Origin of the sequence: Vibrio kanaloae (assembly GCF_024347535.1) — a bacterium.
GTDB lineage: Bacteria > Pseudomonadota > Gammaproteobacteria > Enterobacterales > Vibrionaceae > Vibrio > Vibrio kanaloae.
Genome location: NZ_AP025497.1, coordinates 1223120 through 1247874, shown reverse-complemented (window position 1 = coordinate 1247874; position 24755 = coordinate 1223120). Strand labels below are relative to the sequence as shown.

Below are 24755 nucleotides of genomic sequence, written 5' to 3'. Positions count from 1 at the left end.
GCACCAACACTGGGCAATAAACTAAGCAACTTTCCATGCCTGTGATTATTCGGATTCCGAAGTAGGAATCCGAACTTAACTTTCAAGCTTTAGCGACCTAGGTAAACGGCGGTAACCTCTTCCCTTCCATGCCCTAATTCCTCAGTGATGACCATTCTTGCCTCAAAGTCGCGCTGTTTGTCCTCTATTGTTAATGCCTTGGTTGACGGCCCTCCCGCAGCAGGAGCATTAAAACCCGTCAATTCAAAGTATCGCTGGTGCGCATACGCATGCCGTAACCCATGCGCTTTGTCTAAGCCCATTTTGATACAAGCTCTTTCGTATCTTTTCATCTGAGAAACGTACTTAGCATTTTCTGGAATTAAAGAGTTATTCCCTACCCACTTTTTCACCTCATCAATTAACTGACGTTGTTCCAAAGTGCGAATAGGCACATCTCTAGGTCTTGCGTCTTTGGTTTTTACTAGATGCAAATGGTCGCCTCTATCTGCTAAATGAAGCTGGACTTTCATGCACTCTTCTCGGCGTAAACCAAACGCGGCTTGCAAACGAAAACTCGCCTCAAGATACCTGTCATTGAGTGTTGCTAATTTTGAATTTACTAAGAATCTGGCTTTATTCTGGTTGGTGACATATTTGCGGTTTTCAATACCAAGGGAAGCGTTGCTTTTAGGAACTAGCCCTGGCTTCCCGATTTTTTCAGAGAGCCAACGCAGGTGAGTCATACGCGTCTTGATCGTGCCCGCTGCTAGACCTTGTGCTTGCCAATGAGTTACAAGCTTCTCGATATGTTTGCGGCCCAAGTTCCTTAGCTCAAGCTTTCTGACGTTGAGCTCTCTTAGTTGTTTGTCAGCTAACTTTAGTATCTTCTTTCGCTCTGCTTGAGTCGCTTTAGAGCCATCGGGGTTACGATTTAGAACTCGGGTAATTTGGTAAAAAAGTTCGTTGCCATAGTGCTACCTCAATATGTTAATTCTAAAAAAAAGCCGCTTTCGTTAGCGGCTCTTATCTCAGTCATTTCAAGGTTCTTATTTCATGGGTACAGTAGTAGGTATCAATGCGATTTCAGATTAGTGTTATTGCTCCCGTTCATTTCGAATGAACGCCTACTGCTTAAATCAAGTCAATAGGTAATGAAGCGAGACTACTGCGCGGTTCAGAAATTCCGAACAATTGAATGACTGTAAGCCATGTGTAATTGCTAATTCCCAGAAGCCCGTTGGGCGTTTGAGATAAGAATGCGCTGGTAATTAAAGGATTTCTTCGTCTAGTAGTCTTTGCAGCAACGGCTGCTTTTTAGTTCTCTTCCATTATTGTCTCAACCCATTCTACTCGCAACTTTGGAGGCGCTCTCAGCGCCATAGATTCTCGCCGTCATTCTTTTTCAATTCCGATAATTCGCTCGTAGCCCCCTATTGGTGAGTGCTGCCCGTCCTGTCACTCCCCAAAATTTTGGAGTGACAGGACTAGATACCCTTTTGACTAGGCGTAAAAAAGGCCGAATATATTCATATTCGGCCTTTGCATTTAAGCTATTTCGACTGATATCGTCGAAGCTTTATGAGACTGGTATTACCCTATTTCATTCACTAGGTTTTTTCTTAACCAGATGTTTTGTTGATCATTTTCATTTAGCAAAACATCAAGTGGAACTTTTACTCCACGTATTAGATCAGCACTTCTCACCTCACCCCTTAGGGTGTTCATCTCATTTGCTAAGTTTATTGGAAAGTTAACATTTGAAAGCTGTATTTCGCCTGTATACCCTAAGGTTTCAAACTGCTTGGCAAGCACTCCTAAAAAACCAATGACATAATCACCCATCCATTTACGGCTCGAAATATCTCTATATCCATTCGGATACTTAAACATAATGTCTAGTTCACGCATCTCAATACAGACGGTTTTACCGGAGAAGTTATAGTAACCATATGCTCTGATACCGAACGATGAAAACTCTATCCATGGGTTTACTTTATTTTTGACTCTATTCATGGCAATTCGACTTGCCAGTACTGTCGATACAGTATCATCAACAAATTCAAGTTCATTGATTATAGATTTCGCATCGCTCCAATCAAAAGATTCCCCCAATGAAAGGAGATAGTTCACAGCACCATGAGATATACAATTTAGTCTGTTGTTTACTACTAACGCCAATACGCAACAATCCAAATGGATATCGGGGTTCAAGTGAGCACGAATAGCAGGTAAGTGAGGTTTCAACAAGAACTCCAATGTTTCTAAGTCCTGCTTGTATGGAATTGCCGAGTATTTGTTATTACTGTCGAGTATCTCTAGATCAGAGATACTGCATAACTCTTTAAAATTGTCACAGCCATACATAAATGCGACAGCTTCTCTTGCAAAACTGAGCTTGATCTTTAAAGCTCTTGAAATGTACTTTGCGTGGGCCTCAGATTGGCTCACTGATGGGTATTTAAGCATGATTAAGCATCCTATTAGAGTTACGGGCTCACGAACCGTAATAAAGATACAAAATCGATGAAGTGATAATTCACTTCGCGCTGCTTTCGCTTCATCCGTGAGCTGATAGGTCGCGCACAACCTATATCTGACTGTATTCATCAACCGTTTTCTAGTCAATAAAATGTGCATAGATTCAAATTAAAGTTAATAGAGGAAGTCGACCCTTTATCAAATTCGGAATCCGAATTCTTCCAAAACTAAACACCTGACAAAAATCACTTCTGGCCACTTTTTGGCATAACCTCAACAGGTGGTACTTGGTGCCAAATAATGTCACTTGTGCCTGTATAGATTTTTGTTGTTTTAGCGTTCGCATGCGCCATTCGCTCAGTAGCACTCTGCCCTTGCTGTTCAATCATTCGAGCAGCCAGCCCTCGAATTTCATGATAGGTCGGCCTTAACGATTTTTTTAGGTGACTATAAAGCCCTAAAGAGTCTCGAACCTTACTGAACTCTTTACTTATATTGTGGTGATGTACTTGGTAAAGATGGTCGGTTTCTTTTGAAATGCCACGTTGCTGCTGTTTGGGTTTACGATGAACGATATAAGGACAAATCAATCTCGATGTTTTAGAAAGGTCGACAATGTCTTTAATCGTCTGAGTGACAGGAATGGCCACAGTGGAAGCATCGGACTTTTTCACCTTCTCTCGGTGAACATATAGCATTCCATACACAGCATGCCCATCCACATACTCCACCTCTTTGTCAGGGTTCCAAAGAATCCCACACACGCCTTCACGTGGTTTGTATATCCGATAACGAAGCCTATAGATCTCTCTCACAGCATGAGTTGTCTCAAGAGTTAGGCTCATTGCTACCTTCAGAAACAGTGGCGCTGCATCGTAGATCTTTTGATAGTTTTCGATATCTAGGTCGTGGCGGGCTTTTGTGTAATCTTCTCTGGTCAATCGACGCTGTTTTTTATTGAGTACAAAATTACTCTCAATAGCGCTCTCATCAGCAAGGTAGGAAAATACCTTTTTAAGGTTACTGATCTTATTGTTGAGCTGACGATTACTTAACTCTGAATAGTATTTCGAAAGGAACTCATTGATGTGCTGTAACTTGATCGATTTGGTTGGCAACCGCCCCATGAACTCATCAAGGCGGTAACAGTCCCTTTCCAAATTTCGATAAACGTCTTTGGAAAGCCGTTCTTCTTTCTTCACACGAGACAACACTAATGGAAGCCACTCTTTTAAAGGCCGATTGAATTTGTCCTTACGGCCTTTAGAGACAGCTTTGCGAAATGGGGTCATCTCAGAAAGGGAAAACGCGCTTCCTAACTCAGGACGATACTGCAAGTTATAAACATGCGCAGCTTGTATCGCTTCTTGCTCTACAGTCCCGATAGGAAATAGCTTCTTCACACCATCTACGGTCGTAAACCGAAACCGAGATTGACCCCTATGGCTCATTTTCACCAAGAATGGAGGGTAATGAGCCGTTTCTTTGCTTCTAGCTCTACCAACCATTTATGACTCCAAGAATCTTAGAAGTTCACTCACCCTGTCTGCAGGGTTCCCTATCTCGTCGTCAACACAGACTAAATATCGGCCCGTTGGCGTTCTAGTGCCCTCGAGCTTGCCATGTTTAATCCAGTTTATGATGGTGGTATTGCATATCCCTGAATCAGGGTAAAACTCATCAATAAATTGTCTAGGTCTGATTTTACGCGTCGCCATGTAGTTCTCCTTACCTTTCTCACTACATGAAAATTAAGATTTTTCATCTACTGGTAGAAAAACTATGCACGATTTTTTCAGTGACATTCTATTTGCGCAGCAATTAACGAAAAGGATTCCCGAAGCGTAAAACGATTCAACGAATCGATTTCAAGCCCACTTTAGGGTGGACTAATACAGTAGTACCAAGTTGCTAATCCATTGATTTTATTTGACTATTTCATTGGCCTTTTTAACCGTTTTTTAGGCCAATTAGAGCTTAACCACCAGCTCTAAATACATGAAATTCATATAAATCAATATCATACAGCTAAGATTACTACCAACATCGGGGTTTCACCGTTTCTGAGCCCTCAAAGACGTCATAAATCTCGCGCAATACACTGAAAATAATCAACTTTCCCCTTCCCCACTTTATCCCAGTCTTGCTTGGGTGGATTAAGGGTGGACTAGCACCTAAAACCTGGAAAATTGAAGTCGGTGCCGATATTTACTGTGGCAGGTTGCCGTCCATTTTTTGCAGCCCCTGAAGGGAGTAACCTAACTACCCGACTTAGAAAGTATGCATCAAAGATAAGCTTAATTTTCCTTAGAGATCGAGATCCTTAGGAGTGCTGACACATCAAATCAAACCTTCCTCCAACTGGTTATGATTCATCAATAATCGCTTTGATGACTTCATCTAGCTATGAGTACAAAATAGAAGAACGGCTACATTCTTTATTTCATAAAATATTTTTTCCAATCCGATTCTTTGATATCTATATGACCTCCATAAAGTGTCACTTATCAACATAAATCAAGGCACCACGTTAAGGTGATTCACGTTGACTATATGAACGAAGCAAAAAGCTAAAACTAAAAGGACTAGATAGAACCTCTAATACTGGTCATACACCTAGCATTAGAAGTCACACCGCTTTTTTATTGAAGGAACAAACTTGTTTCTCGGATTATCGTCAAAAACTAGGTACTTACCATTACTAACAAGAACTTCTAATTGGATGTTTTTGTTACCGCCACCAAGGTATTTTTCGGCCCAGCTTGGCCAAAACTTATAAACACGACCTGTAAATTTAAGTAAGCCTTTTTCGGAGAGTGGCATCATGTTTTGAGCAAAATTTCGCTCAACGACAAACCCTAGGATTCCATTCTTCAACAAAAATTCATCACCAGCGTTACGTCCAACTATTTCCCATCGCTGAGGTTCATTGGTACCGAAGTATTCAGTCGCTAATACTGAAAACGGTTGAAAACAACCACTTTCGATGCGCTCCTTTCTACTACAACTGTACATTAGAACCACACACACCAGCACAATAATCAATTTGTAGTTCATATACCTGCCTCCTATTAGTGTATCAACGCCCCGCGTTAAGTGCTCTGCAAATACGTGCCAAAATGATAGCAAAGCGACACTCAGCCAGTTGCTTTCCATGCAAGCGATGGAGAAGAAAAGATATCAGGACTCATCGAAACCTACCCTGAATACCAAGCCAAAAATGAGATACTACAAATCATGCCTGGGATAGGAAAAATAGCATTAGCGCCGTCCATCAGTAACGTTCCAGAGCTTATTATAACGAAGCACCTTCGTGTGCTTGTAGCTTCATTAGCCATTTACTGCGCCTTTCTATGTCTTACGAAGGTGACAACTAAAGCCACCAACGCCAGTAGCTGAAAAAGCCAAAATAAAGGAATAAGTCCAAATGGCTCAACTAAAAAACCATTTTCATCTACGGATGAGCCGATGATGTTATAAGCAATTAAACACAAAATACCGCTGATACAGAAAAGGACGCTTATTTTATACTTACGGAGAAAATTCATCGGAACCTCAATATTTGAACATCTAAATGTTGGACATTCTTTAAAGGTACATGGTTCCCCCCTATAAGTGTAATAAGGCAGACAAGTTATAATGCGCATAAAGGTGCGAGCAACACTCTCACTTCACTTCACTTAATTTGTACACCGTAAGCACGGAACTAAAACCAAAAAAGCCAAGCGTTGGGAATCAGTCTAAAATGAGAAAGATGGTTGTTATCTTAAATTCGATACTAAGAGACGGTGTAATGTGGGATAAAGATAGCGTCAAAAATTAGCTATTGACGCCATTGTCTCTTGTTATGTTCGTACTTTTTTCACCTCTGATCTCAATAAAACAATGTGAGCAACCGAGATTACAGCGATAATAAGTGGAATAAATACCGAAACGAGTGATAGCAAAATGTATATTTGAGACATCATTAGTTTTTCCCCAACACTGCTACTATGCGTCCAACCTGCTAAATGACCATCTGCAAAAAGCCCAAAAGAACCATAATAGTAAATTGGATACATTAACGCTGACTCTTTCCAATAACCTTTCTGCAAGTACCTAATTGAAACTCCAGAAATCAGGAATGCTAGTAGGCCACCAAACACTATAAACATAAAATCTGAAGGATATTTGAACGCCGTCCCCAAAAAACTCCCTTTTGAAACTAAACCCGCGATAATCATTCCCAAAATGAACGTGATCATAGCGTTTGTTAATCTTAGCTCTTTCATATTGCCCTCCGCTCGAACAGTATGAAATAGTCTCAGAAAGAAAATGTATAAAAAAGACTCAAGCTCGACTCATATCTCTTTTTTTAACGATGAGCTTATAACGCCGCGTTAAGTGGTGAGCAACGCAGACCACCACACTTAAAGTATTGTGCCGTAAACACTTAAGCTGAAGCAAACCAAAAATGCCAAGCGTTGGGAATCCGTCTTAAACGCTTTGTATGGATAATAAGCACTCCAATCGGGTAAGGTGAGACCCAGACTTTAGCTGCAACTAAAGTTCTTCTATCTGATAGTTCGATTAAACGACGGCTCCTCTATTGAGAGACCGATAACAAGTACGAACGTCAGATAGAACTCCAAGCACCACACTCGAATAGTCTTCTGGGTCTCGAGCCCGCATTTGCAAGCAAGAGTTAGCTTATTATGAATACAAACACACTTCAAAACATTAATGTTGGCGTTGATACTGGTAAGTCACAATTAGACATCTATATCCGTCCACTCGACATTTATTTCACCGTACCAAATACCGATAAAGGCATCAGCGATGCCATCAAAACCATTAAGAAACACAAACCTCAACGCGTCGTAATTGAAGCTACAGGTCGATTAGAAATGCCGTTCATACTCGCATGTGACAAAGCCAAATTACCTTATGTTGTTGCCAACCCACTACGTATTAAAAGGTTTGCTGAGGCTATTGGGCAACGTGCTAAGAATGACCGCTTAGATGCCGCGCTCATCGCACATTATGCCGAAAGAGTTCAACCCGAACTGACTAAGCTAAAAAGTGAAAACATACGCCTTATGAGTGACTTAGTCACGAGGCGGAACCAACTACTCACCATGCAAACCATGGAAAGAAACCGACTACAAATATTACCTAAAAATATCTCATCGACCATTACCCCGATTCTGACCGCTCTAAAAAATCAGCTTGAAAAAGTAGAGGCAAAGATAGCAAAACTGATTGAGAGCAGTCCTGAGTACCAAGCTAAGAGCACCATTCTTCAAAGCATGCCAGGCGTTGGAAAAGTCCTAGCCGCCTCCTTAATTAGCAATGTACCCGAACTCGGTTTTATTACTAACAAGCAAGCTTCTTCTCTCATTGGCGTAGCACCTATAACAAGAGAAAGTGGACGCTTTAAAGGCAAACGGATGATAAAAGGAGGTCGACCTCAAGTTAGAACCGTTATGTATATGGCAATGATGTCTGCCATCCAATGTAACCCCGTTTTTAAGGCTACTTATGAACGATTACTCGCGGCAGGTAAACCAAAAAAAGTCGCAATCGTTGCCTGCATGAGAAAGATGGTTGTAATACTTAATTCAATGATAAGAGACGGCGTAATGTGGGATAAAGGTAGCGCCAAAAATTAACTATTGACGCCATAGTCTCTTGTTAGGGCTTGAAACTGTCAGCAACAAACTTACTACCCATTGACCCCATTAATACACCTGAACCTTTGTTGATGTAGGACTTAAATCGTAAATAACTGGCTTGGGCCTTTGGACTCGATAGCAAAATAGACACTAGGAAGTACCAAGAAAAATTTAAGACAAACACACCAACAACTAATATTGATGTTGTATGAACAGGAACTTTCACGGGTAACATGGCTGCAAACACACTGCTAAATACAATTGCAGTCTTTGGATTACTTAACTGTGTCGCCAAGCCAAAAACTACCGCCTTAAAATGAGCTGGTTTACTAGTTAGCTCTGCGTCAGCAGAAACAACTTTGCTTTTGCTCGCGCGCCACATTCTCACCCCCAGATAACATAGATATAGGCCACCAAGAACTTTGAAAGCTACGTAAAACTCAGGCACAGCGTCAAAAAGTGCAATGAGCCCCATTGAGGCAATAAATGCAAATGTACTTGCCCCCAAACCTAAACCTATAGAAATACACATGGCTTCAGATCTAGATTTTGACATAGCTGTTTGCGCAACCAATATAAATGAAGGGCCTGGTGTCATCGCGCCAAAGAGTAACAGCGTAGCGATTGGCAGTAGAAATAAGTATTGCTCCAACATTTATAATCATCCTTGTACTAACTTGCGTGATTGAGCCCTAACGCCGCGTTAAGTAGTGAGCAACGCCAACCACCTAACCTAAACCATTACGCCATAAACACTAAAACCAACCTTGAACTGAGAACGCCAAGCGTTGGGAATCTGCCTTAAACGCCTTGTTATGAAACAATATTTTCGTAATTGTATATATGGTCTGCGTACAATTTGCCACCAATTTGATAAGCTTCCGGCACGACCTTGGTTAGAGAAAACCCAGCCTTGGTCAGAACTTTCTCTGAGCCAATATTACCTTCCGTGACTATTGCGCCGAAGGAACGAATTCCTTGCTCTTCAGATGCCCATGAAATCAAAGCTTTTAACGATTCGGTACCAAAGCCTCGACCGTGATATTTAGGTAGAATCAGATAACCCACTTCTGCACTACCATCGGCGATACGGAAACCAGTAACACCTATTTTCTCACCAGTTTCAGTCAGAGTCATCGTCAAGCACAACCAGTGCTCAGAACTGTTACTCCAAACAGGTAGCCTTGACTCAAAACTTTCCTTAATTGCTTCAGGTGATGGTTCATCGAAGCATAAGCTTATTACTTTTGGATCTTGATTTAGAGACTGAAATAAATCCCAGTCATCAGCCGTAATTTGAACCATTTCTAATCTATCTGTTTGTATATTCAATTGCTGAACTCTCCTTGTTTCATAACGCTAAGCTAAGTAGTGAGCAACGTAATACGAAGCCACCGCATAACACCTTAAACACATAAATCAACGCATACTAAAAATGCCACGCGTTGCGAGTCTGCCTTAAGCGCTTTGTTATATGTTTGGTTACACCTTATCCGCAAAGTAAGCCATGATTTCTTCTGTAGTCATTTCCTTAGTCTCGTTGGCAAAGCAGTAATAGCTCGGGCGCATGTCGCTAAAGTATTGCATGTCCATTTTCAAACCTTCTAAGTTTGGAAATAAGCCTACTGGCATGTTGTATTCACCTGTTTCTTTGAACTTGTAAAACAAATGAGTTCCACACTCCGTGCAGAAACCACGAGAAGCCCAAGAGGATGACTTGTACATTTTAAAGTTGTTCTCACCCTCGATTTTCACTTGAGTTCCACATTTAACTGCGAAAAATGGTGCACCACCCCAAGTTCGACATGACTGACAATGACAAACTGTGAAGTTAGGGTTGATGCTTTCTGCTGTGATTTTTACAGAACCACATAGGCAGCTAGTCTCTGCGTAAGACATTAAATTACTCCTAAATTGATGAAAACATATAACGCCGCGTTAAGTAGTGAGCAACGCTACCACAAAACCCAACCATACAACCGTAAACACAAAACCCAACGATGGAATGAAAAATGCCATACGTTGGGAATCTGTCTTAAACGCTTTGTTAGAGCGCTACTAACTCTGCAAGTTTACTAGCAACATTACCTATTGGATCTTCTGCTGTATCTAAACCACTTCGAGAGCCAAGTAACGGACTTACATCACGAAGATCTTCATACGTAGTACCGTGGACAATTGGCACGAGCAAATCTGTAGAGAGTAAAGCAGATAGCTCTTTGTCTGCGACCCCCTCCCCGGCTATGCGCTTCAAAAATGATGGAGTTACCATGACGATTCCAATTCTTGATTTAGCTAAACCTTTATCGATTTCACGCATTAAATTTGAGCCGAGCAAAACGTCTTTTTCGCTAAACCAAACTGAAACACCTTTAGCTTCGAGTAAGTCATGTAACTCATTGGCAATTCCTTTTCGGTCATCCCAAGCGTGACATAGGAACACATCACGAAGATCAGGTTTAGAAGCTCGTCTCTCTACATTTTTTCGTACTGGAGTAAGAGTTCTAATTTCAGCCGGAGTATAAACAACCGAGGAACCAGGGCTTGACCAACTAGGTCTAGGTCGGCTTGAACTTGAACCACTTGAGCTGTTGCTACTGCCGCCGTACGAAGAGTATGAAGACGATGGATACGAGGAATATGAACGGTAGCTACCACGACTACTACATGCTGGACAGTTAGCTCTAGCACTTGCTGTTCGGTGACCATTTACTGGTGCTGTACATCTTGCCATTTAACGATTTCCTAAGTATGAATTCAATCCAATGATAAATGATTGAACACAATATGAAACAACGTCAGTAAAGCATTTCAAAGACGGTCACAAAAATACCGGTGCGCTCTAACGCCGCATTAAGGTGTGAGCGGCGCTTGGCTATACTTGAGCGAAGCGAAACTGCCAAGCGTTGCGAATCACTCTTAAATGCTTTGTTAGTTGCACAATGCGCACTGAATTTTTTGTTTATTGTCAGTGATATATTTTATGTCATTTAGATAGGCTTGAAGATGACCTTGCTCTATGTTGTCAGCAAAGGTTTCATTACCATTTTCAGCTTCACTGCGCATGAACAAAACTAAAGCCTGTAATCGCTCAATCATTGCGTCAGCTAGTTGATTTCTTTCTAACGTAGTTGCACCGTAACTATCACAGAACAACTTAGCTCTAGTTACCTGCTCAAAGATTGTGCCTAACTTATCATTGCTGTCAGTTTTGAAAGGCGACCAACAATAAACTGAATATGCTAAATCCCATATTCTTGGCGCAGGGTGCGCAGTATCAAAGTCAAATACACCTACAACTGTGTTCTCGGATAGAGCAACATTGTAAGGGGTAAAGTCACCATGACAGATAACTTCAAAAGGCTCTCTTGGCTCTAGCATCCACCTGTGCGCATTGACATCTACTTTTTCCAAAAGTGGCACAGTTGAGTCATGTATTTTACGCAATAGCTTACCTGCTGACGTGAGTGCATCCACAGTCGCAATTGCACCGACTAGAGGGTAGTTATAAGTATTACCAACAACAAAACTTAGGACTTCCTGTTCTTGGTTAACACCAAGAAATCTTGGAGATTCAGCTACATTTTCTCGCTCGAGGTGTTTCAAAATAAGGTGAATTGTAGGACTCCACGGCTGAAGAGGACGATAGACAACTTCACCATCTCGATATATTGCTGATTCTCTTCCACCTGATAATTCTTCCACGAAACCTCCTCGTGCAACTAACGCCGCGTTAAGTGGTGAACAACGCCAACCACCAAACTAAAACCTTGTACCTTAAACACTAAACCTGACTGAAACTGAAACCGCCAAGCGTTGTGAATCCGCCTTAAACGCCTTGTTAGTTTTACGTTTACTACTCAGACTCCGCGATCATTTGTGCTCGCCACTCGGCTATATTTGCCCATTTCTCATCTGTTACACCGTTGTGTGACCAAAACACTACTTCACCATTAGCGTTTAAACAGTAATAATCAGAGTTATCTTCGCATATAGGTAACAGTTCCACAGGTAAATCGTAATACTCTCCAGCATTTTTCAGTGTCTCGAATATATTTGCATAGCTGGGAGGGTTCAATATTTCTAAAGCTTCAATAGGAGCGTCGCCTAGGTCATAACCAGATTTAACGAACTCTATATATTCAAGCGGAAATTCAAAACCAAGTATTCTTTGAGCTTCATCTATTTCGGCATCTGTAATTGTTTTAACCATAAATCTATCCGTTGTCATGACGCTAACTAGTACAACTAACGCCCAATTAAGTAGCTGACAACGCTACTAATACACTTAAATCTACCACCTTAATCACTGAAGTAAACCGAGTTGAAAATGCCAAGCGTTGGCAGTCTGCTTAAATTGCTTGTTATACGAGTGTTGCCTTCAGCGCCGCAGCTTGTTTTTCAAATAACCCATTGTCAGATTCAGAGTAAGACTTAGCTACATTTACCCATTGAACTCCTGTTTCATCAATATGGCGAAACTCAATTTGTAATGCATATTTTGAACAGCGAAGTAGACCAAATATAAGCCCTACAATCGTTAAAGTGATAACTAAAGCTTGCAACCAAAAAGGTGTACTCTCAAGAGTGGTGATTGCGAGCCAAACTGCTCCTGAAAAAACAAATAGCCAAAATATTATTTGCCCCAGATTATCAAGCAAACCTAGCTTCTTAACTCTCGCATTGTTAATTTTTGATAAAGGATATGAGTCTTTTTTGAAGCTAAACTCTTCTTGGCTTAGTCTAAAATCTGTTTCCTTGTACATTATTTACTCCATTCGTATAACGCCTTGTTAAGGGGTGAGCAACGCAATACTGAAGCTCCTGCATACCACCTTAATCACTAAAACCAACGCATTGTGAAAATGCCACGCGTTGCGAATCCCTCTTGAACAATTTGTTATGTTGTAGCTACGACACCCCAATTTTCTTGGACATATTGAAACCAGTAATCACAAAGCCAACTTCCTGGTACAGCTTGAGTGCGCGCTCATTTTGATAAGCTACTCTTAGCTTTATTTGATTAATACCCAATTCTTGCAGCTGTTTTTCCAACGCAGATATAGCTTGTGTACCATAACCCAAACAACGGTATTCTCCGAACACAAAGAAATCATATATAAAGGTCGAATGATCTGTAGCATTCATTGAATGCCACAAATAACCAACACGGTTTAACTGTCCATCAACCTCAGCATCAATGCATAACAATGAATGCTCATTTGCCTCAAAGCCATTAGGAAAGCAACGTTGCAGCTCTTTTTTAGCCAGCTCAATTGACAGCTCTATGGAATAACCATAATTCTTGGCTATTTCCTGACTGTAATCGTCGATAAAATACTGACAATAAGCCGAATATTCTTCTTGCCGCATTTCCCTAAGTACAACCATATCTATTCCTTTCAATGCGATGAACTCAATCCGCAACATAACGCTAAGCTAAGTAGTGAGCAACGCAATACGAAGCCACCGCATAACACCTTAAACACTAAAATCAACGCATACTAAAAATGCCACGCGTTGCGAGTCTGTCTTAAGCGCTTTGTTAGTTTGCTACCGCGATGAAGCCAAAGGTTTAGCGCCAAGATGCTGAATTAGCTATGAAACTACTGGCTTTAAACCCAAAAGTAAAACGGGCAGCTCAGAATTTAAACCCAACCAACAAAACGCACTTGGCTAAGAAGACTTTCGTAGATGCCGACAGCCACAAATGCAATTTTCAATGTCCACAGTTAACTTTCAAAACCAAAGAAGCAGCGCGCAAGAACATTGAGAAGTGAACCTTACTAACACGGAAGAAATGAATAACACCGAAAGCCAATTAACCGAAAAACTCGCTACGCGAGATGCCTATTTCGATGAAGAGTCTTTGGGAAATAACAGGTGAATAGCTAGAACGCAGAACAAGGCTTTTAGACCACAAACGCTTTTCTGCCCTTTGCAAACTAACGCTGCGTTAAGTAGTGAGCAACATTACCACCTAACCTAAACCATTGTGCCGTAAACACTAAATTCAAAGCAAACCAAAAATGCCGAGCGTTGCGAATCTGCCTTAAACGCCTTGTTAGTTGCCATTCTAAACCTTTGATTTCCACTTCATTTCAGCTTTGCCAACGCCGTTTTTCAGCGCTTTGACAACTCAAATCAGGCGCAGTTTTAAAGCGCCTGCCACTGAAACCACTTGGAACTTACAACGACGTAGAAAACTGGCCAAAAGCACCCAATAAACCTTTTGGAAAGGCAATGCCACAAAGCTGACTTTCAACGAGTAAATTCGCGTCTGCAACGGCAGAACAAAACCACAACACTAAAAATCGAACACAATTTCAGCAAACCACACCCAGATAAAAAAACGAGTAAAATTGCACGATTCATTAGCCCTAAACTTTCTGCCTTAGCTACGTTTTTTCCACTGGCAACTAACGCTAAGCTAAGTAGTGAGCAACGTAATACGAAGTCACCGCACAGCACCTTAAACACATAAATCAACGCATACTAAAAATGCCACGCGTTGCGAATCTGTCTTAAGCGCTTTGTTAGTTTGCCACCGCGATGAAGCCGGAGGTTTAGCGCCAAGGTGCTGAATTAGCTATAAAACTAATGGCTTTGAACGCAAAAGTAAAACGGACCGCTCAGAATTTAAATCCAACTAACAAAACGCACTTGGCTAAGAAGACTTTCGTAGATGCCGACAGCCACAAATACCATCTTTCAATGTTCCCGCTTAACTTTCAAAACCAAAGAAGCAACGCGCAAGAACATTGAGAAATGAACCTTACTAACACGGAAGAATTGAATGACACAAAAGCCAATTAGCCGGAAAACTGGCTACGCGAGATGCCTATTTCGATGAAAAGTCTTTGGGAAATAACAGGTGAATAGCTAGAACGCAGAACAAGGCTTTTAGACCATCAACGCTTTTCTGCCCTTTGCAAACTAACGCCCTGTTAAGGTGTGAGCAACGCAATACCAATGTTTCCGCAAACCACCTTAACCACTAAACACAACGCATAGTAAAAATGCCACGCGTTGCGAATCACTCTTAAACAGATTGTTAGATTTTAAATGCTATCTACCAACTCTTTGATTGCAGACGCTTTCCACACAATCCCTAAATCTGACTCAGAGTTAATACGACCACTATAGACACCCAAGAATTTAGTAACTGGTCCTGCAAAAATAGCCGTGTTACCGTCTTTCATTGCAACTGAACCACCACTACGATAGGCGATAACAGCAGACCCCGATTGCCCTTGCCTACTGCGGCAATCTATTAAAAAAGTAGGTAGATCTTTAAAGTTAACTTCAGGCTCTGAAGCCATAAATCCTGTAGCCCATACTGCTAATGAGCCACCCGCTTGGATTCCAAATGGAAAACCTACAACGCTTACTGAATCTGCTGGGCCAATGTGCATGTCTGGGCCAGTGTTATTTAAATCGTAAGCGTAGAGTTCTACACCTTGAAGGTCTGTTAATGGCAAAGCTACAAAATCAGCTTTCTTGCCTAGAACAGGGTGTTCTATCCATAGTGGGTTGTCATCTGCGTCCAAAATAGGTTCGACAATACCAACCCATTCACCAAGTGCCCTTTTGCTGTTATGAACTACAACAATTTCATTAGGTATGCCACCTGTTTTGGACAGTGGTTGATCTGTTTCTTGATGCCTACCTGTTACGTTGTGTCGATTAGTGATCAATAAAGGTCCAGTTCTCCCATTGACGACAAAGGCAGTACCAGTAGACAAAGTTTGTCCATTAAACCTCATTTCTATAATGAGTGACTGAACTGAAGGCTGAGCTATTGTTGTCATACAAACTCCAAATGAAATCTAACGCCCTGCTAAGTGGCTGACAACATAACACAAAACTTAAACAAGCCACCGTAAACACAGAGCATACTTTGAAGTAAATTCGCCGAGCGTTGGCAGTCCGTCTTAAGCAGTTTGTTAGGTTTATTGGCAAAGGAGTCTTATGTTTCCTGTCTGTTCATCATATTCATGATTTGGAATAAGCAGTGGTAGTTTTGACAACTCCAAGCCTTTTGATTTTGCTCCCCACTTAACAGGCCTACCTGTCGTGTCATAGTAAACTTGATTATCGTAGTCGATAAAACCAGGCTGCCATCCATCGCTAAGGTAACTTAGGTCTTCTGATTCATCGAACCATTCTGGACTAATCAGAGTTACTATCGCTCCATTAACAGGACTGCGGTCCCAAAAAACAAAATACTCAGGAACAACTGAACGCTCTGCTTCAGAAACGTAATTGAGGGGGTATTTATCTTTAGGCCACCAAGAAGGGTATCGTTCATCAAAAATACTACCACTATGTTTTTTAGCTTTAGCGATTTCCACCTCACTTCGTCTGTAAACATTGACCCTTAGTTCTCCTTGCTGAACTCTCACCATTTGACCTGCTTCCAATCTATTTGATTGGATAATTTCCTCTGAGCAATATTCTGAAGTTACAGGATTACCATGCGCTATAAACGCAGCAAACACACCCATTAATACTAGTAATCTGTTGATAATAACTCCTTAAAACCTAACAGCTATTAGACATAAAAATTCGGCACTTAAATACAGAATTATTCTGTCTAGCATCTTAATGATGTAAACGATACCCCGTTTTTATGAAAACTAACAGTAACTTAATCACTACAGCTCTCTACCTACATCCCAAAGTACAGATTTTTTCTATATAGCATGAATTGATGTGCCAAACTGGAGAACATGTATGTATAACCAGTTAAAGTTTAATGAAAAAATCACCATTTCTATCATATATACAAGAATATATGCTTGGCGGCACTATGCCCTTCGTACAACGGAGGCATACATTTATTGGATTCACCAATACATTCTTTATCATGACAAAAAGCACCCAAAGCGTTTGACTTCCAGGCATGTAGAGGATTTCCTAACACATCTGGTTGTTGACAAAAAATCAGCAAAGAAAACACAAAGTCTGTCCCTCAATTCACTAGTATTTTTATACAAAGAAATCATTCAAAAACCCATAGATCTTGATATGCAGTTTCGGCGTTCAGATAAGTCCAGAAAATTGCCCACGATTATGACTCCGGAAGAAATTGGAAGGTTATTCAATCACTGCTCACCCAATTACAAATTGGCTTACCAATTAATGTATGGGTCAGGCTTGCGTTTAATGGAATGCGTGCGTTTACGCATACAAGATATCGACTATGAATATAAATCCGTACGTGTATGGCAAGGGAAAGGAGGCAAAAACCGCATAGTTACAATAGCGCCAGAGCTTTTCCCCGCAATCAAACATCAACAACAGATATCTACGAGTTATTATCAACAAGATGTGAATGACGAAGCTTTTTCTGGTGTATACCTTCCCGAGGCTTTAGCTAGAAAATACCCAAATGCAGAAACGAGTTTAAACTGGCAATTTCTCTTTCCTTCTAACCGTTTGTCGTCAGATTTACAAACAGGCGAGGTACGTAGACATCATATTCACCCAACAGCGCTGCAAAAGCACATTAAAGTAGCTAGCCAAAAAGCCAGCATTGAAAAAAATATCTCATGCCATACTTTAAGGCACTCATTCGCTACGCACCTTCTTCAAAGCGGGGCGGATATCAGAACCGTTCAAGAACAACTTGGGCACACCGATTTGAAGACAACGCAAATCTATACTCACATCATTGATAGAGGAGCTAATGGTGTTGTTAGTCCACTATCTAGAATATTCGTAAAATAACGATAAATGGAATTCTGAAATGACTTTGTAATCACGAAACAGAGCACTTGCTCTTGGGGCTGAAGCCTCTCGTCATTCTCAAAACTCAATAACAATTTATGTTTGTGTTTTACTCTGCAGCAATGGCTGCGTATTACCTCTTATTGTTGAGTCACCATTACCAATTACAACTTTCGTGGCGCTTACAACTCCCAATATATTCAATAACTAGATACCTCACAAACACACAATTAAACAGTAGGCTGCGGACTTACTACTCTCTACTTCTAGCTTTCGAAAAGAGATAATTCACAATTTTCATCAATAACAACGTTCGCAAAGTAACATATGCATCAAAGACACACACCCATCAATATGAACCAAACTGCATTATGAACTGTTTTTATAAAAAAGCAGGAGTAGAGAATGATTAACAAGGATAGAGATTCAAAAATCAACAACAGTCTTCAACAGAAAGCTGGCGCAAAAGTAGATCAAGATGTCTCGTTTTACTTACATAGGGAGCTTGGTGATGCAAATGACGCTCTAATCGGTCGAACTTCTATACCTAAAGATATATCGAAGAAGCTAATTAAAGCCGAATCTATTGGTAACAGTATTAAGAGCCTCATCAAAACGCACCGCGTAGGTTCAATACTAAATCCGAATCCTACGCTTAAGCATGATGAACTGGACCGCCGGACCGCCTGGCTCACTTTCTAAACGAACAACATGTGTCTACTTCTTCTTCGGCTCCCAAAGTACATCAGCCAAAGTCAGTAAGAAAAAGAACACGTACTCCATTGCATGCTCTTGTGGTGAATAATGACACTTGTAACACCACCATCCACCTATTGAGCAATTGATTTCATAATATTAAACCTGTACGCTCACAATATGCACACGGTTACCCAATGGAGATCACAATGAACGAACTACTGACATGCGCTATGGAACAGAAACAACGAACAACTGTGACGAGTTTATTCGCAAGAAATGGATTTAAGATAGCTTCTACTGACTTTGATGATGTGACTTTCGAACGAGAGAGTGTGTTGGTCAATATTCGTTTTGATGCGTCGTCAAACGTTGAATCGATTTCAATTCTAAACAACTAACAAGAACACACAGGTCGCTAAAATGATTGAATTGCCAGCATTCGAGTCATTTTAGCGTCTTTGGCAACCGTCACTATTAAATTTCTTATAGAATTAAAATTTTTGCTATCTGAATAAAGCACAACGTTTCACAAATAATAAAAGACAAGAATGTGCATCGAAAAAAGATAAAGTAATTTTTATCTCTGTTCGACACACTTTTCAATTACTGAGTAGAGTCGATCGTTGAAGGAATTGAAGACAGAGGACCAAAATATCCTTGTGCATTTATAATAGTCTCAACCATCCCTAGCCTTGGATCCTCTTCAAGCTTTTTCAATATGTAGTTGTTTTCGGAATCTCTCGATATTTTCAGAACAATGAGCGACTGGTGAGACTTAAGAAATACACTCAGATTGTTCACATCTCCTTCAACAACCTTATTTTGCCGTACGTTAAACAAATACAGCGTATCGAACAACCCTCCGTAATAGCCCGTACTTACAACATGAGTACCATCAAGATATTTGGCTTGAAGCTTAAAACGACCATGAGAGCCTATCATTTTTACTTTGCGATCTGAGAACTCAAAAGCCAAAATAAAGTCGCTGAACAAAGCATTAGCCCATGGCAAAGCAAGAGGGAGTGTCAGAATCAATACAATCACTAGCTTTTTATTTATTTGAATTAGTCCCATACTTTCAACCGCCCTTGAACAATAACACGGTCAAATTTTCTGTGATTTGTATCTTTTTGCAATCTACCAATCATGACATCACCTTTTTGCTGAACGGTAACATGAGTCATACCTCTAAAATAATTATCGAGATCAGAAGCAATAACTTTCTTGGCAAATTCAGGATCCAGGCCGGATACATAGTCCCCGGTTAAAGAGAAGAAATATAATGAATCCCCCAGTGACGCATAAATTCCCCGATGTACCCGATACACCTCGCCTTCATAACTGTGAATGGTTTTGTATAAACCAGACTTCGCATTCAGCAAAATTTCATGCTCATCGTTTTCAAATTTGGCGTAGCCAGAAAAGTATGTACCTAAAGACAAAAACCATGGCACCAAAAACAACACCACAATAAAAAGCCCAATTCGTAGAGTGAGGGATTTAAGGCTAACCACCAGCACCTCCCCCAAAACATTCAAAGCATTCAAAAGCTTCACGATAGACAAAGTAGAAAGTGATCAATCCAACAAACAATGCGATGGTGATCTCCCATACTACAGGCTTCTTACTCCAACGACGAAATACGTTAGATGTTGCAGACGGCTCTTCTGGAATAGAATTAAGAGACGTACCGGTATAGTTTTCAGCAGCTTGTACAGTCGACGCTTGAGTCAATTCTTTTTCATAATCTAACTCGTTAGCCTTAGCGACATTGTCATTATTGCCGACAGACTCATCTTGAACAATCTCGATGTTCATCGCATTGATGAACACATACCCTTCTCCGGGCAAGTTGTTCACTTCAAACCCTAGATCCAAGCTGTCTAGCTTTTTTCGTAACTTCATAATGGCAACGGCCAAAGAGTTCTCACCGACGACTCTTCCTGGCCAACCTTTCTCAATCAGAACCTGCTTATCAATCACTTCTCCGTGTGACTCACCAAAAGCCAACAGCAAATTATATTCACTTCGATTCAACTCTAAGGGCTGATTTTCTTGCCCCGAGTCGCTGTTTATCAAAGTTATGGTTCTTCTTACTGTGTCTATAGAAAGTTTTTTAAACATTCTTTTCCCTGCATTCACACTACCTGATAAAAGTAGCCTAAAAATATATAAAACAATAATTATCAGACACTTACATGTAGTTAACCTAAAAAATTAAACGTTATTAACTGGATGTAAAGCACTATTAACGGGCTTTTATTTCCAATTCATACGCCGTTGAAGTCAAATCAATCACCTAGAAAGTGTGCGGGAAATATCGATTCCAATACACCTTTTATTTTTATACATACATTTTTAAATAATAGGCAAGAAATATGAAACTTAATAACTTTTTCGTGATGGGCGCAACAGCATTGGCAACGACTTCTGGTTCGGTATATGCAGCCGATGAAGCGCTAGCCGATGCAATTTGGAGTGGTGTGATTGGCGGCTCGGTACCTAGCTCGAACCTTATCATTACAGGTGAGGCTGGTGGTGACATTCAACCAGGCAGTTTGTACGTAAACACTGATGGTACTTTCACTTCTTCTAACGTGGTTCTAGAAGCTCGTGACTTCACACCAGAAGACCAAACTATCGGTGACCGTCAGCCATTAGCAACTTGGACTTACGTAACTTCTCAAGTACTGGTCGGCAACCAAGTAACTCAAGACGCATCCGTTGAGCTTTACAACGACCAGACACAACTAATTCAAGGCGAAATCGGCTCAGTAACTGGCGGTTATGTGCAACTGAGCGTTAGAAACTCTTCAGAAGTATCAGACGTGCCTGTAGAAGGTGAAGCTCAAGTTATCGTACAAATGGCTGCTAGCTACGTAGCAGCGCTTTAAGGAGCTTGGGGAAAACTGTGAATTACTTAACTCACACACTTCTCGCTTTGTTAACTGCAGGCGCGATGAGTCTTTATGCCAATGCAGAAACTCATACGTTCCAGTTAACGAGCGAAATCGATAAGAAGCACTTTTTCTCTTATCAAATTACAGAAGTCGCGTTTTCCCCTTCTTCTTTATCGCTAAGGGTCGATCCAAAAACCGACACTTTTCGTGATGCTACAACACAGTTATTGGTCGAGACCGATATTCCAAGTTCTGATCAGTCGACTCGGTTCCAGTTGTTCATGACCGGCAATACAGCTCAATGTTTCGATATTCATAAACAGGCACTAACAACGCCTGAAGATCTTGTTGATGTCACTGTCGCTGAACAGCCCTTAACCTCATTAACCCCTGTTCTGATGGATTTCAACACCACATCAAACGACCTAAAGAGTGGCGAGTACGACGTCATATTATCCTTTGGGGCTTTACCGACAGGCTCAAACCTGTGCCAAGGCCAGTTATCTGTTTTAGCGGAGCTTACATTATGAAAAATAGCACGTTGATTACAACAGCGATCTTAAGTTCATGGACCTTGTCACATCTGGTTTCTGCTAATGGAGACACTTCAATCCCCGCTGGATTTGAAGATTTTTACTCGCAACAGGAGCGCGATGTCGAGTTAAAAAACATTGATGGTCGTTACATGACGATTCCTATGTCTGTAACTTACGATTCAGTGCAATTCAGTAATCCTGAAGATGCAACTGCAGTTGCAAAGAAACTGATGTCATCAGGACTAAATGAGCGCTCAGCAAAGCAAATAGTTGCTGGGTTTACTCGCGGTCAGTCGAATACTGTTGACTGCCAGGGCGACCTGAACTTATGCAGCCTTACTCCTAAAACGTATGACACTTTTTATGATTATCACTCAAACAAGCTCTACCTATACGTAAACAAAGAGCTACTTGAGGAGAACAAACCGAAAGCACTCAAGAAGCATTACGCGTCGACTTACAACGCAAACCCAGGCTTGATCAACAACGCGAGCTTATACACATCAAGCGACTTTACCGACGACTTGAATGTGAACTTAAGTGACCAATTTATTTTAGGATTGCCTTATGGCTCGGTTCACGTAGATACCTACCTGAGCAACCAAGAAGATGCGTCTGAGCTTAATTACGGCTATTACAACCTTGAATACCAAAACCTACGTTTAACAACAGGCTATCATCAAGATCGTTTGGCGCTTAACAGTACCTCTTTCTTGCTCAACAGTACTCAATACCATGATGTAAACATCAACTTGTCTTCGAGCAAAAACTTAAGCCGTACCGCTAAAAATGAAGAGCAGTCACTGTACTTCTACGCACAGACCCAAGGTGTGTTAAAAATATTTCGCGATGACCAAATCATCGTGCAGCAGTCTGTACAAGAAGGTCAAGGAAGCATCAGCTACTCAGAACTCCCAGATGGCGTGTATGACGTAACTGTTGAGATCTCTGCGGGTACGCAAGTGGTTTCTTCTGAATCGGTACGAATTTACAACGCCAATACAGACACATTGAATACTGGTGAATTCGATTACTCGGTTGCCGCGGGCCAATTCCAAGACAACGACACTGTTCAGAGTGACGAAGACCAACCATCAGGAGTGTCTTTAACTAATGAATTCGAAGGCGTGGCATTCCTTCAAGGTGGATTGGCATACAAATGGTCTGATACACAAACGGTGGCGATTGGCAGCACATTAACCAACAAACATGCGATGGGTCAGTTAGGTTTTAAAGGCTACCTACCCTTCGATAGCCGCTATGAAATATTCCTTTCTAACATCGACAATGAAGCTTGGTATGTATCTGGATATTGGAACCTTGGCAGCTTGGGCTTTACCTATGAGCGCCTGAATAACCCAGACCAAAACCAATTTGCTGAACACTTATATGGCGCGAGTAACAAAGAACAACTCGGTATTTCCACCAGCTACACCATTGGTGACACGGTTCGTGGGTATAGCTCAGTGAGTTACATCGAACAGAGCAACTTGTACAACAGTTCACTCCGTAATTGGTCGTTTTCATCAGGCTTGAGTGCGCCGTTTATTGTCGATTCAACGCTTGATCTGAATGTCACTCTTAATAATGAGCAACTGACATCAAATTGGGAAGACGGTGAGTTATCAATATCTCTGAATTGGTCGGTACCTCTGTCTTCAAAACTGACAGGAAACACAGGTGTCACGATCACAGATAATGGTTTCAGCCAATATACCAACAGCTTAGAAACGCACGATTTGATTAAAGACCGAGATACAGACTTACGACTGACGGCTAGTAATAGCTATTACGTTAATTCAGCGAATGCAGCGGTGACCAATTTGACAGCGTACGCGGCAAAACGTGATGAATACTACCAAGCCGATGGTTTTGTCTACGCCGCGAACAACGGCGAAAAAGCGTTAAACGCTACATTACGTAGCACCCAAATTATTGGCGGTGAGAGCATGAGTTTCACTACCGCACAAAGTGATGCTTATGTGGTGGTCGATACCAAAAATAACATCCGTTTTGATACCGACGAGAAAAAGACAAAAGGCTTAGTGGTTGTACGTGCCGATGATCAGGTGATGAACAAACAGTACATCTACAACGACCGAGCAGTCATTACCCTAAACGACTACCAAGCTGCAACGATAGAGCTTGATGTAGAAAGTGTCGCTTTACACAACACTGGCGAACAATCAGTGACGGGATACACACACCCTGGCTCGGTCATTGAGTTGAACTCAAACGTGAGCCGTGTGATCAGCTTTGTTAGTAAATTCAAGGACATTTTCGGCAACGATGTACACAACATTGAATGTGAAGGCCCGGCATGTTTGAACGTATCAAGCATTACGACTGGCATTCACAAAATCGATGTTCAAGAAGGACAACAGTTCGCTCTAACCAGTAACGGCCAACAATGTTACTTGCCGTCTGTCGATGATGCGAAACAACTGAACTTTGGGACTAACTTCTGCCAACCAAACTTGAATCCAATGGAATCAATGATGTTGGTGAGTAACAACGAAGAAATTAACGTGATGTACATCGGTGAATTCGATGACATCAACACACTGAACGAACAATTGCATGCACTGACTGACAGCGGGCTGGAGTTTATTACCACTCGTCTAGGTCATACTTCTTTTGTCTACCTGACTGTAAATAAGGAACTTCAACTCAGTCATCAACAACGTCAACACATAGAAAATGTTGCTCGCTACGCCAATTCGGAATCGCTACGAGAGCACAACTTTGTACTTAACCGACCTGAAGGTAACTGA

Annotated in this window: 25 protein-coding genes and 4 pseudogenes; 9 read left to right on the top strand and 20 right to left on the bottom strand. The window is 41.2% G+C overall.

Annotated elements, in window-relative coordinates; translation table 11 throughout:
• Nucleotides 1-89 precede the first annotated feature (89 nt).
• From OCV24_RS05920 to OCV24_RS05900, 5 genes are all read right to left on the bottom strand, one after another.
• Nucleotides 90-929 (bottom strand): phage integrase N-terminal domain-containing protein, encoded by an 840-nt coding sequence (locus OCV24_RS05920; RefSeq protein ID WP_150878415.1) that lies wholly within the window; start codon nt 927-929, stop codon nt 90-92.
• Between the two features lie 643 nt (nt 930-1572).
• Nucleotides 1573-2448, bottom strand: a complete 876-nt coding sequence (locus OCV24_RS05915) for a hypothetical protein (RefSeq protein WP_150878413.1) — start codon at nt 2446-2448, stop codon at nt 1573-1575.
• A gap of 257 nt (nt 2449-2705) precedes the next feature.
• The gene (locus OCV24_RS05910) at nt 2706-3968 is read right to left on the bottom strand and encodes a site-specific integrase (RefSeq protein WP_150878411.1); all 1263 of its coding nucleotides are present in this window, start codon (nt 3966-3968) and stop codon (nt 2706-2708) included.
• Entirely contained in the window at nt 3969-4178 is a 210-nt protein-coding gene (locus OCV24_RS05905; protein ID WP_010434910.1) for a MerR family transcriptional regulator, read from the bottom strand.
• 904 nt (nt 4179-5082) lie between these two features.
• Nucleotides 5083-5517 carry a pepsin/retropepsin-like aspartic protease family protein gene (locus OCV24_RS05900; RefSeq protein ID WP_017057578.1) on the bottom strand — a complete coding sequence of 145 codons (435 nt, stop codon included), beginning with the start codon at nt 5515-5517 and terminating at the stop codon, nt 5083-5085.
• Nucleotides 5518-5628: 111 nt separating this feature from the next.
• Between OCV24_RS05900 and OCV24_RS05895 the strand changes: the two are divergent.
• Nucleotides 5629-5754 (top strand): annotated as a pseudogene (locus OCV24_RS05895) (IS110 family transposase); the annotation flags it as partial.
• Nucleotides 5755-5798: 44 nt separating this feature from the next.
• Here OCV24_RS05895 and OCV24_RS05890 read toward each other — a convergent pair.
• Entirely contained in the window at nt 5799-6008 is a 210-nt protein-coding gene (locus tag OCV24_RS05890; RefSeq protein ID WP_017057579.1) for a DUF3955 domain-containing protein, read from the bottom strand.
• Between the two features lie 161 nt (nt 6009-6169).
• Here OCV24_RS05890 and OCV24_RS05885 point away from each other — a divergent pair.
• Nucleotides 6170-6283, top strand: a pseudogene (locus tag OCV24_RS05885) (IS110 family transposase); the annotation flags it as partial.
• A 22-nt stretch (nt 6284-6305) separates the two neighbouring features.
• Here OCV24_RS05885 and OCV24_RS05880 read toward each other — a convergent pair.
• Nucleotides 6306-6731 carry a hypothetical protein gene (locus OCV24_RS05880; protein WP_017057580.1) on the bottom strand — a complete coding sequence of 142 codons (426 nt, stop codon included), beginning with the start codon at nt 6729-6731 and terminating at the stop codon, nt 6306-6308.
• 423 nt (nt 6732-7154) lie between these two features.
• On the opposite strand from OCV24_RS05880, the gene OCV24_RS05875 reads away from it, so the two are divergent.
• Complete coding sequence (locus tag OCV24_RS05875) at nt 7155-8111, top strand: IS110 family RNA-guided transposase (protein WP_150879399.1); 957 nt, start codon at nt 7155-7157, stop codon at nt 8109-8111.
• A gap of 22 nt (nt 8112-8133) precedes the next feature.
• Here OCV24_RS05875 and OCV24_RS05870 read toward each other — a convergent pair whose 3' ends face one another.
• The 10 genes from OCV24_RS05870 to OCV24_RS05815 all read right to left on the bottom strand — a co-directional run bounded on the left by OCV24_RS05870 (nt 8134) and on the right by OCV24_RS05815 (nt 16621).
• A complete protein-coding gene (locus tag OCV24_RS05870) occupies nt 8134-8769 on the bottom strand; it encodes a LysE family translocator (protein ID WP_150878282.1) in 636 nt (211 codons plus the stop codon).
• 158 nt (nt 8770-8927) lie between these two features.
• Nucleotides 8928-9419 (bottom strand): GNAT family N-acetyltransferase, encoded by a 492-nt coding sequence (locus OCV24_RS05865; RefSeq protein WP_150878297.1) that lies wholly within the window; start codon nt 9417-9419, stop codon nt 8928-8930.
• 177 nt (nt 9420-9596) lie between these two features.
• Nucleotides 9597-10013, bottom strand: a complete 417-nt coding sequence (locus OCV24_RS05860) for a GFA family protein (protein WP_150878280.1) — start codon at nt 10011-10013, stop codon at nt 9597-9599.
• A gap of 148 nt (nt 10014-10161) precedes the next feature.
• Nucleotides 10162-10848, bottom strand: a complete 687-nt coding sequence (locus tag OCV24_RS05855) for a toll/interleukin-1 receptor domain-containing protein (RefSeq protein ID WP_150878278.1) — start codon at nt 10846-10848, stop codon at nt 10162-10164.
• Between the two features lie 197 nt (nt 10849-11045).
• Nucleotides 11046-11819 carry an aminoglycoside phosphotransferase family protein gene (locus tag OCV24_RS05850; RefSeq protein WP_150878276.1) on the bottom strand — a complete coding sequence of 258 codons (774 nt, stop codon included), beginning with the start codon at nt 11817-11819 and terminating at the stop codon, nt 11046-11048.
• A 151-nt stretch (nt 11820-11970) separates the two neighbouring features.
• A complete protein-coding gene (locus tag OCV24_RS05845; protein ID WP_150878274.1) occupies nt 11971-12327 on the bottom strand; it encodes an SMI1/KNR4 family protein in 357 nt (118 codons plus the stop codon).
• 151 nt (nt 12328-12478) lie between these two features.
• The gene (locus tag OCV24_RS05840; RefSeq protein WP_150878272.1) at nt 12479-12880 is read right to left on the bottom strand and encodes a hypothetical protein; all 402 of its coding nucleotides are present in this window, start codon (nt 12878-12880) and stop codon (nt 12479-12481) included.
• Nucleotides 12881-13025: 145 nt separating this feature from the next.
• Nucleotides 13026-13505, bottom strand: a complete 480-nt coding sequence (locus OCV24_RS05830; protein WP_150878270.1) for a GNAT family N-acetyltransferase — start codon at nt 13503-13505, stop codon at nt 13026-13028.
• Nucleotides 13506-15175: 1670 nt separating this feature from the next.
• Nucleotides 15176-15925, bottom strand: a complete 750-nt coding sequence (locus OCV24_RS05820) for a trypsin-like peptidase domain-containing protein (RefSeq protein ID WP_150878266.1) — start codon at nt 15923-15925, stop codon at nt 15176-15178.
• Between the two features lie 141 nt (nt 15926-16066).
• Nucleotides 16067-16621, bottom strand: a complete 555-nt coding sequence (locus OCV24_RS05815) for a Rieske (2Fe-2S) protein (protein ID WP_017058501.1) — start codon at nt 16619-16621, stop codon at nt 16067-16069.
• A gap of 251 nt (nt 16622-16872) precedes the next feature.
• Between OCV24_RS05815 and OCV24_RS05810 the strand changes: the two are divergent.
• The 3 genes and pseudogenes from OCV24_RS05810 to OCV24_RS05800 all read left to right on the top strand — a co-directional run bounded on the left by OCV24_RS05810 (nt 16873) and on the right by OCV24_RS05800 (nt 18943).
• Nucleotides 16873-17846: pseudogene (locus OCV24_RS05810) on the top strand (integron integrase).
• Between the two features lie 405 nt (nt 17847-18251).
• Nucleotides 18252-18592: pseudogene (locus OCV24_RS05805) on the top strand (nuclease-related domain-containing protein); the annotation flags it as partial.
• 159 nt (nt 18593-18751) lie between these two features.
• Nucleotides 18752-18943 carry a hypothetical protein gene (locus OCV24_RS05800; RefSeq protein WP_017057145.1) on the top strand — a complete coding sequence of 64 codons (192 nt, stop codon included), beginning with the start codon at nt 18752-18754 and terminating at the stop codon, nt 18941-18943.
• Between the two features lie 205 nt (nt 18944-19148).
• On the opposite strand, the gene OCV24_RS05795 is transcribed toward OCV24_RS05800, so the two are convergent.
• The 3 genes from OCV24_RS05795 to OCV24_RS05785 are packed head-to-tail and all read right to left on the bottom strand — an operon-like array spanning nt 19149 to nt 20669.
• Nucleotides 19149-19619 carry a hypothetical protein gene (locus OCV24_RS05795; protein WP_150878264.1) on the bottom strand — a complete coding sequence of 157 codons (471 nt, stop codon included), beginning with the start codon at nt 19617-19619 and terminating at the stop codon, nt 19149-19151.
• A complete protein-coding gene (locus OCV24_RS05790; RefSeq protein WP_017057143.1) occupies nt 19610-20059 on the bottom strand; it encodes a hypothetical protein in 450 nt (149 codons plus the stop codon). The genes OCV24_RS05795 and OCV24_RS05790 overlap by 10 nt, the downstream gene beginning before the upstream one ends.
• A complete protein-coding gene (locus tag OCV24_RS05785; protein WP_137008480.1) occupies nt 20052-20669 on the bottom strand; it encodes a winged helix-turn-helix domain-containing protein in 618 nt (205 codons plus the stop codon). The genes OCV24_RS05790 and OCV24_RS05785 overlap by 8 nt, the downstream gene beginning before the upstream one ends.
• Before the next feature lie 254 nt (nt 20670-20923).
• On the opposite strand from OCV24_RS05785, the gene OCV24_RS05780 reads away from it, so the two are divergent.
• The 3 genes from OCV24_RS05780 to OCV24_RS05770 are packed head-to-tail and all read left to right on the top strand — an operon-like array spanning nt 20924 to nt 24755.
• The gene (locus OCV24_RS05780; RefSeq protein WP_137008478.1) at nt 20924-21439 is read left to right on the top strand and encodes a hypothetical protein; all 516 of its coding nucleotides are present in this window, start codon (nt 20924-20926) and stop codon (nt 21437-21439) included.
• A 17-nt stretch (nt 21440-21456) separates the two neighbouring features.
• Nucleotides 21457-21975 carry a hypothetical protein gene (locus OCV24_RS05775; RefSeq protein ID WP_017057140.1) on the top strand — a complete coding sequence of 173 codons (519 nt, stop codon included), beginning with the start codon at nt 21457-21459 and terminating at the stop codon, nt 21973-21975.
• Nucleotides 21972-24755 carry a TcfC E-set like domain-containing protein gene (locus OCV24_RS05770; protein WP_150878262.1) on the top strand — a complete coding sequence of 928 codons (2784 nt, stop codon included), beginning with the start codon at nt 21972-21974 and terminating at the stop codon, nt 24753-24755. The genes OCV24_RS05775 and OCV24_RS05770 overlap by 4 nt, the downstream gene beginning before the upstream one ends.